An 18189-nucleotide genomic window follows, 5' to 3' on the forward strand; every position below is an offset into this window, starting at 1 on the left:
AAGCAGTGCCCCATGCGGCCAGGGGCAGTGTGGCTAGGCCGCAACTGCGAATGATAGCGACACTTGCGCTCCAGAAACCGTAGCGTCATGCAACCGGTTCTTCAGGTCGATGCGAGCACCGTGCTCATCCGCGATCTTCTTGACCACGGCCAGTCCCAGGCCGGTGCCCTTTGCCTTGGTGGTGACGTAGGGCTCGAACGCTCGCTTGAGGATGTGCTCAGGAAAGCCCGGGCCGGTGTCTTGCACGATGAGCCGCACGCGACGCGCCGCATCGTTCCACTGCGTGCGGATGCAGACCTCGCGGTTGGCGGCAGTCTCGACGGCGTCCTGGGCGTTTTGCAGCAGGTTGTGAATGACCTGCCTGAGCTGCATGGCGTCGCCGAGGATGGGGGGGCAGGCCGGATCGAGCTCGACGCGCATGGGAGCCTGGGCAGCCAAGGCCGACTGCCCGGCTTCGCGGATGTACATGTGCAACACGTCGCTGACCAGGGCGTTCAGGTCCACCGGCTTGAGTTCGGCCGCCGGCAAGCGCGCGTAGTCGCGGAACTCGTTGACGAGCCGCTTCATGGCGTCGACCTGGTCGACGATGGTGCGCACTGAACGTTCGAGCAGCGCGCGCTCGGTTTCACCCAGCTTGGGCGCCAGTTTCATCTCGAGCCTCTCGGCGGAAAGCTGGATCGGTGTGAGCGGGTTCTTGATTTCATGTGCGAGCCGTCGCGCCACCTCCCCCCAGGCCTGGGCGCGCTGTGCGGAGACGATTTCGGAGATGTCGTCGAGCACCAGCAGGTGGGCCTGGCGACCGCTGATGTCGGCGGGCATCTCGGCGCCGCGGACCACCAGCGTGACGGCGCTGACCGCCCGGGGTGAGCCCGGCTGCGCCGGGGCATGCAGTTCGAAGGACTGTTGCCAATGGTCCAGCCCGCGCTGCAGCCGCTCGGCGTCGAACTCTTCGAGCTGCGCCTGCACGGCGGCGCCGAAGCTCTCCAGCCCAGGCACGCTGCCCAACGGCTGCCCGTGCATGGCCGCGAGCGGCGCGCGCAGGACGCGGGTGGCGCCAGGGTTGGCCGACAGAATGCGCCCTTGCGGGTCGAGCACGATGACACCCGCGGTGAGGTTGTCCAGGATGATCTGCAGGTTGGCCCGCGCCGCATCCACTTCGGTCATGCTCTTTTCGACCGCCGCCCGCGCATCGGCCAACTGCTGGGTCATCTGGGCAAAGGAGCGGGTGAGTCCGCCGAGTTCGTCCTTGCCCTGCAGCACAGGCTTGGGGCTGAGGTCGCCGGCCGCGACCTCGCGCACACCGGCCGCCAGCAGCAGCAGGGGGCGCGCCAGGGAATTGCCCAGAACCACCGCCAGCAGGACCGCACCGAACACCGAGAGGAACAGGCTCAACGTGAGGGTGCCGATGTACATGCGGCGCAGCCCGTCTCGCGCCAGCGCGCGCTGCTGGTACTCGCGGTTGGCCTCCTGCACCGCGATGGCATTGGTGACGAGGGCCGATGGCAGCTGCTGCGTGACCTGCAGGTAGCGCGGCTCACCCAAGAAGCCGAAGCTCGAAGGCGATACCAAGGCGATGGCGCGGATACGCCCGGTGCTGAGTGCGGCGGGCAAGCCCTCGTCCAGGCCTTCGACGATGGCGAAGCTGCGTTGCGTGCGCGCCGTGCGCAGTTGCTGCGAGGACGGTCGTTCGGGATTGAGCTGGAAACGCGACTGTCCGGCGCTCGCGATGGGCTGGCCACTGGCGTTCCAGAGCACCACGTCGTTGGCCGAGAGCTGGTCGCGCAGGCGTTCGAGCACGACCGGCATGGAGGCGTTGGAGGTGTCGGCGATCTGGGTCGCGGCGCCGCGGGTCTTGCTGGCGAGGTCGTTCGCCAGCACGTCGAGCGTGGTGCGTCCAAGGCTGAGGCCGGCGTCCAGCGCGCCCTCCACCTTGACGTCGAACCAGCTCTCGATGGAGCGCGAGACGAACTGGTAGGAGACGGTGTAGATCAGCAAGCCGGGCACGAAGCCCACCAGCGCGAAGATGGCCGCCAGGCGCGCCAGCAGGCGGCTGCCGAACTTGCCCCGCCGCACCCTGGAGAACAGGCGCATGGCCATCCAGGCGATCACCATCAGGAGCAGCCCGGCCACGACGACGTTGATGATGAAGAGCCGGCCGTAGTTGCGTTCGTAGAGTTCGCGGTTGTTGGTGGCCTGGGCCAGCAGGAACAGCAGCACGATGCCGATGCCCATGACGACGGTCGCTCCCACCACCACGGCCCAGCGGAAGGCCCGCGCGCTGCGCGCACGGCTGGCCGGGCTGGGAGCCACCGGCTGCTGCTCGGGCGGCAGCGGGGCGGGGGTGTTCACCGAGCTCCCTCCGGCCCGACCCGCACGGTGCGGCTCGCGGCGATGCTCCACTCGGGCTGGCCGACCACGCCGATCTGGAACGGCCGCGGCAGTTGGGACACGTCGAGCCGGAACCGCAAGGTGACGTAGTGGCGGCCGTCGGGCTCGATTTCGTCTTCCGAGGCGATGCGCCAGCTCGAGATGCGCTGCACCGCGGCCAGCGCTTCTTCCTGCGTGTCGAAGGTCTGCCCCAGGGCGGCCCCGCCCTGCCCCACCAGCGCGCTGCTCGAGACTTGCAGCCGCCAGCGCCGCGTGAGGGGCTGGTGCGTCAGGCGCATGTAGCGGGTGGCGGTGGCGACTTCCTTGTCGTACCAGTACCAGCGGTCGCGCAACACCAGGGCTTCGGCGACGAAGACCATGGGGATGCCCTTGCTGAGGGCGTCCTCGATCACGGGCGCGAGCTGAAACCGGACCTGGGCCGACAGGCGCAGCCCGTCGTCGCGGTCCACCCGCATCCAGGCGATCTCGGTGGGTTCGGCCCGCGCGCACGAGACGAACAGCAGCATCAGCACGAGCAACAGCCGCCGCAGCAAGAACAGGCCGGCCGCCAAGCGATGCGCCTCACTGCGGCGCGTGAGCCATCGATTGCTTGCGAATCCGTGCGTAGAAGTAGCCGTCGTGGTCACTCGGAAGATTTTCCGGGACGGCCGCGGCCTTTCCCGCCCGGGTGGGGAGCAAATGACCGGGGCCAGGTAGCAAAAAGGCCTCGGTGTTGTGCGCAACAAACGCCGAGACGCGTTGCTCGCCTTCGATGCGGAACACCGAGCAGGTGCAATAGAGCAGCACGCCGCCGGGTCGCAGCAGCGGCCACATCGACGTCAGCAGGCGTTCCTGCACCGTCGCCAGCTGGGCAAGGTCGCCGGGCCTGCGCAGCCAGCGCACGTCGGGATGGCGCCGCACGATGCCCGACGCGGTGCAGGGTGCGTCGAGCAGGATGGCGTCGAAGAGCTGGCCGTCCCACCAGCGCTCGGGCGCGGCGGCGTCCGCCGTGAGCACCCCCGCCTGCAGGTCCAGGCGCTGTAGGTTCTGGTGGATGCGTTCACAGCGTGCGGGATCGACGTCCAGCGCGGTGAGGTCCGCCTCGCACAGCTCGAGCAGGTGCGCCGTCTTGCCGCCGGGCGCGGCGCAGGCGTCGAGGATGCGCCAACGCTGGCCGGGTGCCGGCGCATCCAGGTGCTGCAGCAGCAGTGGGGCGGCGAGTTGCGCGCCGGCGTCCTGGACCGAAACCAGCCCTTCGGCGAAACCCGGCAGCTGCGGCACGGGCCGCGCCCGATCGAGCCGGATGGCGTGTTCGCCGATTCGGTGGGCGGCGATGCCCGCCTCGGTGAACATCTTCAGGACCTGCGGCACGCCGGCTTTTCGCGCGTTGACGCGCAGCACCAGCGGGGCGCTGTCGTTGTTGGCTTCGAGGATGGCGGCCCAGTGCTCGGGATGGTCCTTCTGCAGTTGACGGATCCACCACGCCGGGTGGTTCCAGCGTGCGACGGGATCGGCGTCGGTCGCGGCGAGCAACTCCTGGCGCTCGCGCAGGAAGCGCCGCAGGCAGGCATTGATGAACGCCGCCTGCGGCAAGGTGGCGCGTTGCCGCTTGGCCGCCTCGACCGCCTGGTTCACCAGGGTGAAGGGCTCGTAGGGCGCCAGGGCCTCGTTCCAGCACAAGGCCAGGGCGGTGCACAGGAGGGCGTCGGCCGGCGGTGGCGGCGGGCGCTTGGCCAGCCGGGCCCGCAAGGCCTCGGCCCGTCCGAGCTGCCGCAAGGCATGGAACACGAGCGACTGCACGCCCGGGCGCAGCTCGCCCGCGATGTCGGCCAGCGCGGTGGTGGTCGATGCGCCCTGGCGGACGGCCTGCACCGCCTGGGCCGCCACCTGCAGCTGCCGCCACAACGGTGGCCCGGCGCTGCCTGGTCGAGAAGAGATGTCGGCGCTCACAGCACCCGCCCCGCCTTGAAGCCGAAGATCCACGCCAGCAAGGCCGCCGGGAACTGGGCGACGGCCTGGTTGTAGCGGATGACCGCGTCGTTGAAGGCGTCCACACCCGCACGCACCTGCACCAGCAGCTGCATCCGGGTCGCCGCCAGCGTGTCCGGCAGCCGGGGGCCGGCCAGGTCGTGGGCGTCCTCGCGTTCGACGCGCTCCCACGCCATGCGCAGCACGCCGTCGGCGGCCGCCAGGGCCTCGATGCGGTCCTTCTCGAGTGGGCGCGCGCGGGCCAGGGCCAGCGTGGCGGCCAGCTGGATGGCCGCGCCGTGCAGGGCCTCCCAGAACGACGGCTGCCCCTCGCCTGGAAAGAGCGAATCGGGCGCGTCACCGGCCAGCAGCGACTCGACCAGGCGAACCTCCTGCTGCAACTGCGCATCGAGCTGGGCAAAGGCGGTCTTGACGTCGGCCCTGAGCCGCACGAGCCGGTTGTAGGCGCCGATCGCCCAGAACAGCAGCACCGCGGCGGCTGCCCAGAAAAGTACGGATCGGGTCATGGGTGCGGATTATCGGCAGGGCCACGGCAGGCTCCATGAAAAACGCCCCCGGCCGGCGATGCGGTCGGGGGCGCGGTCATGGGACCGGGTGCGCAGGCCTTATTCGGCGGAGCCGCCCTCGCTGGTCTCGGGCACGCCGGCGTCGCCCTCGGTGATGCCGGCCAGTTCGGCCGCCTCGGCGTCGGCGATGGCGCGGCGCTCGGCCTCGTCCATGGCGTCCTTGGCCTTGCGCGCCTGGTGGTAGGCCATGCCGGTGCCCGCGGGGATCAGGCGGCCGACGATGACGTTTTCCTTCAGGCCGCGCAGCTCGTCACGCTTGCCCATGATGGCCGCTTCGGTCAGCACCCGGGTGGTCTCCTGGAAGGAAGCCGCGGAGATGAACGAATCGGTCGACAGCGAGGCCTTGGTGATACCGAGCAGCAGGTTGCTGTAGGTCGCCGGGATCTTGTTGTCGGCGCGCAGTGCGTCGTTGGTGTCGAGCATTTCGGAACGCTCGACCTGCTCGCCCGCGATGTAGCCGGACTCGCCCGTGTTCTCGACCACCACGCGACGCAGCATCTGGCGAACGATCACCTCGATGTGCTTGTCGTTGATCTTCACGCCCTGCAGGCGGTAGACGTCCTGCACCTCGTCGACGATGTAGCGCGCGAGTTCTTCCATGCCCAGCAGGCGCAGGATGTCCTGCGGATCGGCCGGGCCGTCGACCACGCTCTCGCCCTTGTTCACCACCTGGCCTTCGTGCACCAGGATGTTCTTCTCCTTGGGCACGAGCTCCTCGTGGACGCCACCTTCCGGATCGGTGATCTGCAGGCGGATCTTGCCCTTGGTCTCCTTGCCGAAGGACACGGTACCGGTCATCTCGGCCAGCACGCCCTTGTCCTTGGGCGAGCGGGCTTCGAAGAGTTCGGCCACGCGGGGCAGGCCCCCGGTGATGTCACGGGTCTTCTGGCCTTCGATCGGGATGCGGGCGAGCACCTCGCCGCCGCCGACCTCCTGGCCGTCACGCACCTGGATCAGGGCGCCCACCTGGAAGCCGATGGTCACCGAGTGGTCGGTGCCGGGGATCTTGACCTCATTGCCCTGCGGATCGATCAGCTTGACCTGCGGACGCACGACCTTGGCCGAGCCGCGGCGCTTGGGGTCGATCACGACCAGGGTGGACAGGCCCGTCACCTCGTCGACCTGCTTGGCCACGGTGAGGCCCTCTTCCACGTTCTCGAACTTCACCGTGCCGGCGAATTCCGTGATGATGGGTCGGGTCAGCGGATCCCAGTTGGCCAGGATGGTGCCGGCCTTGACGGCCTGGTCGGCCTTCACGGCCAGCGTGGCGCCGTACGGCACCTTGTGGCGCTCGCGCTCACGGCCATGCTCGTCCTGGATAACGATCTCGCCGGAGCGGGCGATCACCACCAGTTCGCCCTTGCTGTTGGTCACGTAGCGCATCGTGCTGTTGAAGCCGATGACGCCGTTGGACTTGGCTTCCACGCTGGACGCGATGGCCGCGCGCGAAGCCGCGCCACCGATGTGGAAGGTGCGCATGGTCAGCTGGGTGCCCGGCTCGCCGATCGACTGCGCGGCGATCACGCCGACCGCCTCGCCGACGTTCACCAGCCCGCCACGGCCGAGGTCGCGGCCGTAGCAGCGGGCGCACAGGCCGAAGCGGGTGGCGCAGGTCAGCGCGGTGCGGACCTTCACCTCGTCGACACCGGCCCCCTCGAGCACCTCGATGGCGTCTTCGTCCAGCATCTGGCCGGCCGCCACCACCACCGAGCGGTTCTCGGGGTGCAGCACGTCCTCGGCCGCGACGCGGCCCAGGATCCGGTCACGCAGCGATTCGATGACTTCGCCGCCCTCGACGATGGCGCGCATCAGCGAGCCCTCGGCGGTGCCGCAATCGTCTTCGGTGACCACCAGGTCCTGCGTCACGTCCACCAGGCGGCGGGTGAGGTAGCCCGAGTTGGCGGTCTTGAGCGCCGTGTCGGCCAAGCCCTTTCGCGCACCGTGCGTGGAGATGAAGTACTGCAGCACGTTCAGGCCTTCACGGAAGTTGGCCGTGATGGGCGTCTCGATGATCGAGCCGTCCGGCTTGGCCATCAGGCCCCGCATGCCGGCCAGCTGGCGGATCTGCGCAGCGGAGCCGCGGGCGCCCGAGTCGGCCATCATGTAGATGGAGTTGAACGACTCCTGGTCCACTTCCTTGCCGTGGCGGTCCTCGACCTTCTGCTTGGCCAGCTGGACCATCATGACCTTGGACACTTCGTCGCCGGCCTTGCCCCAGATGTCCACCACTTTGTTGTAGCGCTCGCCCGAGGTGACCAGGCCGGAGACGTACTGCTGCTCGATCTCCTTCACCTCGGCTTCGGCGCGGCCGATGATGTCCGCCTTCTGGGGCGGCACCAGCATGTCGTCGATCGCGATCGAGATGCCCGCCTTGGTGGCCAGGCGGAAACCGTTCTGCAGCAGCTTGTCGGCGAAGACCACGGTCTCCTTCAGGCCGCAGCGGCGGAACGAAGCGTTGATCAGCTTGCTGATCTCCTTCTTCTTCAGCGCCTTGTTGATCAGCGCGAAAGGCAGCCCCTTGGGCAGGATCTCGGACAGCAGGGCCCGGCCGACAGTGGTTTCGACCAGCCCGGTGGCGGCCGTGAACTCGCCGGTGACCTTGTCCTTGTTCCACTCGGTCAGGCGCACCGTGACCTTGGCCGTGAGCTCGACCACCTCGGCATCCAGCGCGCGCTGCACCTCGCCCACGTCGGCGAAGACCATGCCCTCGCCTTTGGCGTTGATGCGGTCACGGGTGGTGTAGTACAGGCCCAGCACCACGTCCTGCGACGGCACGATGGAAGGCTCGCCGTTGGCGGGGAACAGGACGTTGTTGGAAGCCAGCATGAGCGCGCGGGCCTCCATCTGCGCTTCCACCGACAGCGGCACGTGCACGGCCATCTGGTCGCCGTCGAAGTCGGCGTTGAAGGCGGCGCAGACCAGCGGGTGCAGCTGGATGGCCTTGCCTTCGATCAGGATCGGCTCGAAGGCCTGGATGCCCAGGCGGTGCAGCGTGGGCGCGCGGTTCAGGAGCACCGGGTGCTCCTTGATGACCTCTTCCAGGATGTCCCACACCACGGGGGTGCCGGCTTCCACTTCCTTCTTGGCGGCCTTGATGGTGGTGGCGATGCCCATCGCCTCCAGCCGCGAGAAGATGAAGGGCTTGAACAGCTCCAGGGCCATCAGCTTGGGCAGGCCGCACTGGTGCAGCTTGAGGGTCGGGCCCACGGTGATGACGGAACGGCCCGAGTAGTCGACGCGCTTGCCCAGCAGGTTCTGGCGGAAGCGGCCGCTCTTGCCCTTGATCATGTCGGCCAGGGACTTGAGCGCGCGCTTGTTGGCGCCCGTCATGGCCTTGCCGCGGCGGCCGTTGTCCAGCAGGCTGTCCACGGCTTCCTGCAGCATGCGCTTCTCGTTGCGCGCGATGATCTCGGGCGCCTTGAGTTCGAGCAGGCGACGCAGCCGCGAGTTGCGGTTGATGACGCGGCGGTACAGGTCGTTCAGGTCGGAGGTGGCGAAGCGGCCGCCGTCCAGCGGCACCAGCGGACGCAGGTCCGGCGGCAGCACGGGCAGTACGTCCATCACCATCCAGTTCGGCTTGATGCCGGACTTCTTGAACGCCTCCAGCACCTTCAGGCGCTTGGCGTTCTTCTTGACTTTGACCTCGGAGCCGGTCAGGTCGCCGCGCAGCTTCTCGATTTCGATGTCGATGTCGATGCCTTCGAGCAGGTCCTTGATGCCCTCGGCGCCCATCTTCGCGATGAACTCGTCACCGTGCTCCTTGCGCTTGGCGTCGTAATCGTCCTCGGACATGATCCCGAACTTCTTCAGCGGGGTCATGCCGGGGTCGGTGATGACGTAGGCCTCGAAGTACAGCACGCGCTCGATGTCGCGCAGCGTCATGTCGAGCACCAGGCCCAGGCGCGACGGCAGCGACTTCAGGAACCAGATGTGGGCGCAGGGCGCGGCCAGGTCGATGTGGCCCATGCGCTCGCGGCGCACCTTGGTCTGGGTGACTTCAACGCCGCACTTCTCGCAGATGACACCGCGGTGCTTCAGGCGCTTGTACTTGCCGCACAGGCACTCGTAATCCTTGATGGGCCCGAAGATCTTGGCGCAGAACAGGCCGTCACGCTCCGGCTTGAAGGTGCGGTAGTTGATGGTCTCGGGCTTCTTCACCTCGCCGAAGGACCAGGAACGGATCTTCTCCGGCGAGGCCATGCCGATGCGGATGGCATCGAAATGCTCGTCGGGCGTGAATTGCTTGAACAGGTCGAGTAGCGATTTCATGACTCAATCCTTCTTCTATTAGGAGCGTTCCAGTTCCATGTCGATGCCGAGCGAGCGGATTTCCTTCACCAACACGTTGAAGGATTCCGGCATGCCGGCGTCGATGGCGTGTTCGCCCTTGACGATGGACTCGTAGACCTTGGTGCGGCCCTGCACGTCGTCCGACTTGACGGTGAGCATTTCCTGCAGCGTGTAGGCGGCGCCATAGGCTTCCAGCGCCCACACCTCCATCTCGCCGAAACGCTGTCCGCCGAACTGCGCCTTGCCGCCCAGCGGCTGCTGGGTGACGAGGCTGTACGGGCCGGTGGAACGCGCATGCATCTTGTCGTCCACCAGGTGGTGGAGCTTGAGCACGTGCATGTAGCCCACGGTGACCGGGCGGTCGAACTGGTCGCCGGTGCGGCCGTCGAACAGGTGCGCCTGCGTGCGCGTGGCCGTGAGGCCCTTGACCTGCGCGATGTCGTCCGGGAAAGCCAGCTGCAGCATGCCGCGGATGTCCTGCTCGGAGGCGCCATCGAACACGGGGGTGGCGAAGGGCACGCCCTTGGACAGCTCACCGGCCATGGCGATCACCTCGTCGTCGGTCAGCGCGGAGAGGTCCTCCTTGCGGCCCGAGCGGTTGTAGACCTGCTCCACGAACTCGCGCACCTCGGCGGCACGGGCCTGGCGCTGCAGCAGGTCGCCGATGCGCTGGCCGATGCCCTTGGCGGCCCAGCCCAGGTGCACTTCCAGAACCTGGCCCACGTTCATGCGCGAAGGCACGCCCAGCGGGTTGAGCACGATGTCGCAGGGGGTGCCGTCGGCCATGTAGGGCATGTCCTCGACCGGGACGATCTTGGAGACCACGCCCTTGTTGCCGTGGCGGCCGGCCATCTTGTCGCCAGGCTGCAGGCGGCGCTTGACGGCGAGGTAGACCTTGACCATCTTGAGCACGCCCGCGGGCAGCTCGTCGCCCTGGGTGAGCTTCTTGCGCTTTTCCTCGAACGCGAGGTCGAACGAGTGGCGCTGCTGCTCGATCGAGTTCTTGATCGATTCGAGCTGGGCGGCGATCTCGTCCTCGGCGGGACGGATGTCGAACCAGTGGTACTTCTCGACGGACGAGAGGTAGGCCTTGTCGATGGTCGTGCCCTTGGCGAGCTTCTGCGGGCCGCCGTTGGCGACGCGGTTGGTGAGCAGCTTCTCGATCCGGTCGAAGGCGTCGGCCTCGACGATGCGCAGCTGGTCGTTCAGGTCCAGCCGGAAGCGCTTGAGCTCGTCATCGATGATCTGCTGGGCGCGCTTGTCACGCTGGATACCTTCGCGGGTGAAGACCTGCACGTCGATGACGGTGCCTTGCGAGCCCTGGTCCACGCGCAGCGACGTGTCCTTCACGTCGGACGCCTTCTCGCCGAAGATCGCGCGCAGCAGCTTTTCTTCGGGCGTGAGGGTGGTTTCGCCCTTGGGGGTGACCTTGCCCACCAGCGTGTCGCCCGGCATGACCTCGGCGCCCACGTAGATGATGCCGGATTCGTCCAGCCGGTTGAGCTGCTGCTCGGACAGGTTGGGGATATCGCGGGTGATTTCCTCGGCGCCCAGCTTGGTATCTCGGGCCATCACCACGAGCTCCTCGATGTGGATCGAGGTGTAGCGGTCGTCGGCGACGACGCGCTCGCTGATGAGGATGGAGTCCTCGAAGTTGTAGCCGTTCCAGGGCATGAACGCGACCAGCATGTTCTGGCCCAGCGCCAGCTCGCCCAGGTCGGTGGAGGCGCCGTCGGCGATGACGTCACCCTTGCCGATCTTGTCGCCTCGCTTGACGATGGGACGCTGGTGGATGTTGGTGTTCTGGTTGGAACGCTGGTACTTGATGAGGTTGTAGATGTCCACGCCGACTTCACCGGCCTGGGCTTCCTCGTCGTTCACGCGCACCACCACGCGGGTGGCGTCGACATAGTCGACCACGCCGCCACGGCTGGCGGTGACCACAGTGCCGGAGTCGACGGCCGAGACTCGCTCGATGCCAGTGCCGACGAAGGCCTTCTCGGGGCGCAGCGTGGGCACGGCCTGGCGCTGCATGTTGGCGCCCATCAGCGCGCGGTTGGCGTCGTCGTGCTCCAGGAAGGGCACCAGCGAAGCGGCCACGGAGACGATCTGTGCCGGAGACACGTCCATGTACTGGATGCGCTCGGCGCCGACCAGGATCGATTCGCCGCGTTCACGCGCAGACACCAGGTCGCCGGTGAGGCGGCCTTCGGCGTCGAGCACCGCGTTGGCCTGGGCGATGACGTACTTGCCCTCTTCGATGGCCGAGAGGTAGTCGATCTCGTTGGTGACCTTGCCGTCGACCACGCGGCGGTAAGGCGTCTCGATGAAGCCGTACTCGTTGAGGCGCGCGTAGAGCGCCAGCGAGTTGATCAGGCCGATGTTGGGGCCTTCCGGCGTCTCGATCGGGCACACCCGACCGTAGTGCGTGACGTGCACGTCGCGCACCTCGAAGCCGGCACGCTCGCGCGTCAGGCCGCCCGGGCCCAGCGCAGAGACGCGGCGCTTGTGCGTGATCTCGGACAGCGGGTTGGTCTGGTCCATGAACTGCGACAGCTGCGACGCGCCGAAGAACTCCTTGAGGGCCGCGGAAATCGGCTTGGAGTTGATCAGGTCGTGCGGCATCAGCGGCTCTTGCTCGGCCTGGCCCAGGCGCTCCTTGACGGCCTTCTCGATGCGGGCGAGGCCGGTGCGGTACTGGTTCTCGGCCAGCTCGCCGACGCAGCGCACGCGGCGGTTGCCCAGGTGGTCGATGTCGTCGACTTCGCCTCGGCCGTTGCGCAGGTCGACCAGGATCTTGACCACGGCGAGGATGTCCTCGTTGGTCAGGACCATGGGGCCGGTGCTTTCGTCGCGGCCGACCTTGGCGTTGAACTTCATCCGGCCCACGCGCGACAGGTCGTAGGTGTCCGGGTTGTAGAACAGGCGCTGGAACAGGGCCTGCACGGCGTCCTCGGTGGGCGGTTCGCCGGGGCGCATCATGCGGTAGATCGCCACGCGGGCGGCGAACTCGTCGGCGGTTTCGTCGGTGCGCAGGGTCTGGCTGATGTACGGGCCCTGGTCGAGTTCGTTCGTGTAGATGACCTGCAGGTCCTGCACACCGGCGCTGCGCAGCTTCTTGAGCAGCGCCTCGGTCAGCTCGTCGTTGGCCTTGGCGATGATCTCGCCGGTGTCCTGGTCGACGATGTTGCGCGCCACCACGCGTCCGACGAGGAAGTCCTCGGGGACGCTGATGTGGGTGGTGCCGGACTGCTCGAGCTCACGGGTATGGCGCACGGTGATGCGCTTGTCCTTGGCCACGACGACCTTGCCGGACTTGTCGGTGATGTCGAAACGGGCCACTTCGCCGCGCAGGCGCTCGGAGACGAACTCCATCTGCGCGCCGCTGTCCATCAGGCGGAAGTTGTCGTTGACGAAGAAGTTGGCGAGGATCGATTCCGGCGTCAGGCCGATGGCCTTGAGCAGGATGGTGACCGGCATCTTGCGACGGCGGTCGACGCGGAAGTACAGGACGTCCTTCGGGTCGAACTCGAAGTCGAGCCAGGAGCCACGGTAGGGAATGATCCGGGCCGAGAACAGCAGCTTGCCCGAGCTGTGGGTCTTGCCCTTGTCGTGTTCGAAGAACACGCCCGGCGAGCGGTGCAGCTGCGACACGATGACGCGCTCGGTGCCGTTGATGATGAACGAGCCCTTGTCGGTCATGAGCGGCACTTCGCCCATGTAGACCTCCTGCTCCTTCACCTCCTTGACCACCTTGGATTGCGGCGTGGAGGACTCGCGGTCGTAGATGATCAGCTGCACCTTGGCGCGCACGGCCGAGGCGTAGGTCAGGCCACGCGTCTGGCACTCGCGCACATCGAAGGCGGGCTTGGCCAGGTTGTATTCGATGAACTTCATCTCCACGAAGCCGTTGTGGGAGACGATCGGGAAAGCGGCGTCGAAGGCAGCCTGCAGGCCTTCGATGGTTCTTTTCTGTGGAGGGAGGTCGGCTTGCAGGAACGCGGTGTAGGCGTCCTTCTGCATTTGCAGCAGGTAAGGGACTTCCAGCACGCTTTCGCGGCTGCCGAAGCTTTTGCGGATGCGCTTGCGTTCGGTATAAGAGTAGGCCATGCGATCTCCGGGCTATTGAGCTCTTGCGCAACTGTCGCGTCGAGCCGGTCGCGGGCTCGAGCAGGGCTTGGCGGGTTGGCCACTACCAACCATGGCGGACGGCGATGCATTGCACATCGCCCGAACCAAGGCGTTTTCTGCAGTCGGGTTCAGAAAACACTCGAAAAAACTGGGGAACCGCGCATTGGACCAGTGTTTTCGAGTGCGTTCTCGGGCCGCCCCAAGAGGCACCAAAGGCCGGAGGCTTTTTCAGCCTCCAGCCCCGGGGTGTAAATCGGATGCCGGGCGTAGCGAGCGAGCCGAGGTCGCGGCGAGAAGCGCAGCCGTACTCGAGTACAGCGAGCATCGCCGGCGCAAGATCGGCTCGCGCAGTAGCCCGGGGCCGATTTACTTGAGCTCGACTTTGGCGCCGGCTTCTTCCAGCTTCTTCTTGGCAGCCTCGGCGTCGGCCTTGGCGATGCCTTCCTTGACGGCCTTGGGCGCGCCGTCCACCAGGTCCTTGGCTTCCTTCAGGCCCAGGCCGGTGAGTTCGCGCACGGCCTTGATGACCGACACCTTGTTCGCGCCGGCTTCCAGCAGCTGCACGGTGAACTCGGTCTTCTCTTCGGCGGCCGGAGCGGCTGCACCAGCGGCGCCACCGGCAGCGGGAGCGGCCATGGCAGCAGCGCTCACGCCGAACTTCTCTTCGATCGCCTTGACCAGGTCGTTGAGTTCCATCACGGACATGCTGTCCAGGGCCGTGAGGAATGCGTCTTTGTCGAATGCCATTTGCTTGATTTCCTAAAAAGTTGGTACGTGCGATGCCGCTTTACGCGGCGGCCGGCGCTTCGGCGCCTTCGCCTTTCTTGGCTGCCAGGGCGCCCAGCACCACCGCGGTGCGGGAAATGGGCGACATGAGCAGGCCGCACAGCTGGGCCAGCAGAACTTCCTTGGTGGGGATGTTCGCCAGCTCCTTCACGCCGTTGACGTCCAGGGCCTTGCCACCGTAGGCGCCGCCGCGAATGACCAGCTTGTCATTGGTCCTCGCGAAATCGGCCACCACCTTGGCAGCGGCCACAGCGTCCACGGAGAAGCCGTAGATCAGCGGACCGGTCATCTGGTCGGCGACGATGTCGAAGGCGCTGCCAGCCACAGCACGGCGAGCCAGGGTGTTCTTCAGAACACTCAGGTTCACGCCCTTGCTGCGCGCGTCGTTGCGCAGTTTCGTCATGTCGGCGACCTTGATGCCGCGGTATTCCGCCATCACCAGCGTTTGAGCTTGTGCGGCGAGGCCGGTCACTTCTTCAATGACCGCTTGCTTCTCACTGCGATTCAGACTCAAGGTCTACTCCTTCAAATGTGTCTCTGGGGCTTGCGCCTTCGAGGCACGCCTTTCTCTGCAGCGACCAACTGTTTTCAGAAATTGCTTGAAGACAATCAATTCCATCTTTCAGCGGGATCGCCATCTGCGTTGGCTGCCAAGCGGCGGATTAAGCGCAAAGGAATGCGCACCAACGGTCTTTGATGGCCTGCCGGACCGGCGCACCAGCCGGCAGCCCACCACGCCGGTCGCACCTTGCGGTGCGGCCGGAATTCTTTCAGCCAGCTCAGGCGGCCGAGGTCAGGGTTTGCGTGTCCACGCGGACGCCCACGCCCATGGTCGAGGAGACCGCGACCTTGCGCAGGTAGATCCCCTTGCTCGTCGCCGGCTTCGCCTTGTTCAGGGCGTCGATCAGCGCCGCCAGGTTGCCCTGCAGCTTGTCGACGTCGAACGAGCGGCGGCCGATGGTGCCGTGAATGATGCCGGCCTTGTCGACGCGGAACTGCACCTGGCCCGCCTTGGCGTTCTTCACCGCGGTTGCCACATCCGGCGTCACGGTACCCACCTTCGGGTTGGGCATCAGGCCGCGCGGGCCGAGGATCTGACCCAGCGTGCCGACCACACGCATGGCGTCCGGCGCGGCGATCACCACGTCAAAGGGCATGTCACCCGCCTTGACGCGCGCCGCCAGGTCGTCCATGCCGACCACGTCGGCGCCTGCGGCCTTGGCTTCTTCAGCCTTGGCACCCTGGGCGAACACGGCCACGCGCTTGGTCTTGCCGATGCCGTTGGGCATGACGACGGCGCCGCGAACCACCTGGTCGGATTTCTTCGCGTCCACGCCGAGCTGCACGGCCACGTCGATGGACTCATCGAACTTGGCGGTGGCACATTCCTTGACGATGCTGAGCGCGTCGGACAGCGGGTACAGCTTGGTGCTGTCGACCTTGCCCTGGACGGCTTTCTGCTTCTTGGTGAGCTTGGCCATTTACACACCCTCCACGTTGACGCCCATCGAGCGAGCCGAACCGGCGATGGTGCGCACGGCGGCGTCCAGGTCAGCGGCGGTCATATCCTTCATCTTGGTCTTGGCGATCTCCTCGAGCTGAGCACGGGTGATCTTGCCGACCTTGTCCGTGTGCGGCTTGGCAGATCCCTTGTCCAGCTTGATCGCCTTCTTGATCAAGGTCGTCGCGGGCGGCGTCTTGATGATGAAGGTGAAGCTCTTGTCCGCATAGGCGGTGATCACCACCGGCAGCGGCAGACCGGGCTCGACGCCTTGGGTCTGGGCGTTGAACGCCTTGCAGAACTCCATGATGTTCAGCCCGCGCTGACCGAGCGCAGGGCCGATCGGGGGCGACGGGTTGGCCTTGCCAGCCGGCACTTGCAGCTTGACAAAACCGACGATTTTCTTCGCCATGTTGCTTGACTCCTTGCGGGTACGAACGCTGCGGCTCCAGCCGACAGCTCCCCGGGGGTGGCGACTCGTTGCTTAGGACGCGGTGCGCACCGAGTCGTGAGGCGCGCAACGCATCAGGTCAGGTCTTCTCGACCTGGCTGAATTCCAGTTCGACGGGGGTGGCGCGACCAAAGATCGTGACCGACACCCGCACCTTGCTCTTCTCGTAATTGACTTCTTCGACGGTACCGTTGAAGTCGGTGAAAGGACCTTCCTTTACGCGGACGTACTCGCCAACCACGAACTCGACCTTGTGGCGGGGCTTGTCCACGCCCTCTTCCATCTGCCCGAGGATCTTGGCCACTTCTTCTTCCGAAATCGGGGCCGGGCGGTTCTTGGCGCCGCCGACGAAACCGGTCACCTTGTTCGTCTGCTTGACCAGGTGCCAGGTGTCATCGTTCATCACCATCTGGACCAGCACGTATCCCGGGTAGAAGCGCCGCTCGGAGGTTCGCTTCTGGCCGTTCTTGATCTCGACCACTTCCTCGGTCGGCACCAGGATTTCACCAAACACGTCCTGCATGCCCGCGCGGTTGATGCGCTCACGCAGGTTGCGCTCGACAGCCTTTTCCATGCCTGAATACGCATGGACCACGTACCAGCGCAGATCCGGGTTGACAGGCTTGGCGGCCGGCGCAGCGTTCTGCGTACCGTCGGCACTTGTTTCCAACTCGCTCATGCGTTATCTCCAGCGGAGGATGAGGTCATAAAAGACCCACTCGATGACCTTGTCCGACGTCCACAGGAAGATGGCCATCACGACGACGAAGCCAAACACATAGGCGGTGACCTGAATGGATTCCTTGCGGGTGGGCCACACCACCTTCTTGACCTCGCGCCAGGCGTCCTGGGCAAAGCCGCCCAACTCCTTGCCACTATCGGATGTGAAGAACACCCCGACGGCGCCGATGATGGCCAGAACGAGGGCACCCCACTGGACAACCGGCCCTTGCCGGCCCAGCAGGTAGAACCCCGCAACGCCAGCGACGACCAGGAGCACCGCCACCGCGAGCTTGGCTTTTTCAGCGCCCGAACCGACGGTTTCAACTTGAGAAGAGGCCATGGGAGGCGAATTTTCCTGCTTCGATTTCAAGGCGCCTGGAAGGCGCTAACCCGCCGGGTTACGGCGGGTTGCGGGGGAGTCCCTCTATCGAGGAACCGGGTGGCCACCTAGGTGGCAGGGGCAGTAGGAATCGAACCTACAACCTTCGGTTTTGGAGACCGACGCTCTGCCAATTGAGCTATACCCCTCTGTTTGGTTGGCTGGGCTGCTGCGCTTGGCAGCTGGGTCTTCGCGTGTGTACGGTTCCGCGCGTCTCAGACCCATCTGCCGGCGCTCGCGACGCCCGTCCAATCCAAACGGGTCGCACTCGCTTTGCGAACGCGACCCGCATCGGAATTACTCCATGATCTTGGCGACGACGCCGGCACCGACGGTCTTGCCGCCCTCGCGGATGGCGAAGCGCAGGCCTTCTTCCATGGCGATCGGGGCGATCAGCTTGACCGTGATCGTCACGTTGTCACCCGGCATCACCATCTCCTTGTCCTTGGGCAGCTCGATGCTGCCGGTCACGTCGGTGGTGCGGAAGTAGAACTGCGGACGGTAGTTGTTGAAGAACGGCGTGTGACGGCCACCCTCGTCCTTGGACAGCACATACACCTCGGCGGTGAAATACGTGTGCGGCTTGATCGAGCCCGGCTTGCACAGCACCTGGCCGCGCTCGACTTCCTCGCGCTTGGTGCCGCGCAGCAAAATGCCCACGTTGTCGCCCGCCTGGCCCTGGTCCAGCAGCTTGCGGAACATCTCCACGCCCGTGCAGGTGGTCTTGACCGTCGGGCGGATCCCCACGATCTCGATTTCCTCGCCAACCTTGACCACGCCGCGCTCGACACGGCCGGTCACCACGGTGCCGCGACCAGAGATGGAGAACACGTCCTCCACCGGCATCAGGAACGCACCATCCACCGCACGCTCGGGCGTGGGAATGTAGCTGTCCAGCGCATCGGCCAGCTTCATGATGGCCTGCTCGCCCAGCTCGCCCTTGTCACCCTCCAGGGCCAGCTTGGCCGAACCCTTGATGATGGGCGTGTCGTCGCCAGGGAAGTCG

The 18189-nt window shown here is 66.2% G+C and carries 13 protein-coding genes and 1 tRNA gene; all 14 read right to left on the minus strand.

Going from position 1 to position 18189, the window contains the following annotated elements; translation table 11 throughout:
- Positions 1-33: 33 nt before the first annotated feature.
- Positions 34-2349: a sensor histidine kinase gene (locus tag JI739_RS19890; protein ID WP_435531622.1), complete on the minus strand. Its 2316-nt coding sequence runs from the start codon at positions 2347-2349 to the stop codon at positions 34-36.
- Positions 2346-2939: a DUF4390 domain-containing protein gene (locus tag JI739_RS19895; protein WP_236589897.1), complete on the minus strand. Its 594-nt coding sequence runs from the start codon at positions 2937-2939 to the stop codon at positions 2346-2348. The genes JI739_RS19890 and JI739_RS19895 overlap by 4 nt, the downstream gene beginning before the upstream one ends.
- A gap of 10 nt (positions 2940-2949) precedes the next feature.
- Positions 2950-4317, minus strand: a complete 1368-nt coding sequence (rsmB, locus tag JI739_RS19900; RefSeq protein WP_354003766.1) for a 16S rRNA (cytosine(967)-C(5))-methyltransferase RsmB — start codon at positions 4315-4317, stop codon at positions 2950-2952.
- Positions 4314-4862: a LemA family protein gene (locus JI739_RS19905; RefSeq protein ID WP_201685665.1), complete on the minus strand. Its 549-nt coding sequence runs from the start codon at positions 4860-4862 to the stop codon at positions 4314-4316. Before JI739_RS19905 ends, rsmB begins: the two co-directional genes overlap by 4 nt.
- Before the next feature lie 99 nt (positions 4863-4961).
- Entirely contained in the window at positions 4962-9191 is a 4230-nt protein-coding gene (gene rpoC / locus JI739_RS19910) for a DNA-directed RNA polymerase subunit beta' (protein ID WP_201685666.1), read from the minus strand.
- Positions 9192-9209: 18 nt separating this feature from the next.
- Entirely contained in the window at positions 9210-13322 is a 4113-nt protein-coding gene (gene rpoB, locus JI739_RS19915; protein WP_201685667.1) for a DNA-directed RNA polymerase subunit beta, read from the minus strand.
- Positions 13323-13709: 387 nt separating this feature from the next.
- Positions 13710-14090, minus strand: a complete 381-nt coding sequence (rplL, locus tag JI739_RS19920; protein WP_201685668.1) for a 50S ribosomal protein L7/L12 — start codon at positions 14088-14090, stop codon at positions 13710-13712.
- Positions 14091-14130: 40 nt separating this feature from the next.
- Complete coding sequence (gene rplJ / locus JI739_RS19925) at positions 14131-14643, minus strand: 50S ribosomal protein L10 (protein WP_201685669.1); 513 nt, start codon at positions 14641-14643, stop codon at positions 14131-14133.
- A gap of 265 nt (positions 14644-14908) precedes the next feature.
- Positions 14909-15610 (minus strand): 50S ribosomal protein L1, encoded by a 702-nt coding sequence (gene rplA / locus JI739_RS19930; protein WP_201685671.1) that lies wholly within the window; start codon positions 15608-15610, stop codon positions 14909-14911.
- Entirely contained in the window at positions 15611-16042 is a 432-nt protein-coding gene (gene rplK, locus JI739_RS19935; protein WP_192670762.1) for a 50S ribosomal protein L11, read from the minus strand.
- 118 nt (positions 16043-16160) lie between these two features.
- Positions 16161-16760 (minus strand): transcription termination/antitermination protein NusG, encoded by a 600-nt coding sequence (gene nusG / locus JI739_RS19940; protein WP_201685673.1) that lies wholly within the window; start codon positions 16758-16760, stop codon positions 16161-16163.
- A 3-nt stretch (positions 16761-16763) separates the two neighbouring features.
- Positions 16764-17144: a preprotein translocase subunit SecE gene (gene secE, locus JI739_RS19945; protein ID WP_201685675.1), complete on the minus strand. Its 381-nt coding sequence runs from the start codon at positions 17142-17144 to the stop codon at positions 16764-16766.
- Positions 17145-17256: 112 nt separating this feature from the next.
- Positions 17257-17332: transfer RNA gene (locus JI739_RS19950), tRNA-Trp, on the minus strand.
- Positions 17333-17480: 148 nt separating this feature from the next.
- Positions 17481-18189 (minus strand): EF-Tu C-terminal domain-related protein (locus JI739_RS19955; RefSeq protein WP_255520293.1); only part of this gene is annotated, 709 nt, incomplete at its 5' end.

Source organism: Ramlibacter aurantiacus, from assembly GCF_016722895.1.
In the GTDB taxonomy this organism is placed as follows: Bacteria; Pseudomonadota; Gammaproteobacteria; order Burkholderiales; family Burkholderiaceae_C; genus Ramlibacter; species Ramlibacter aurantiacus.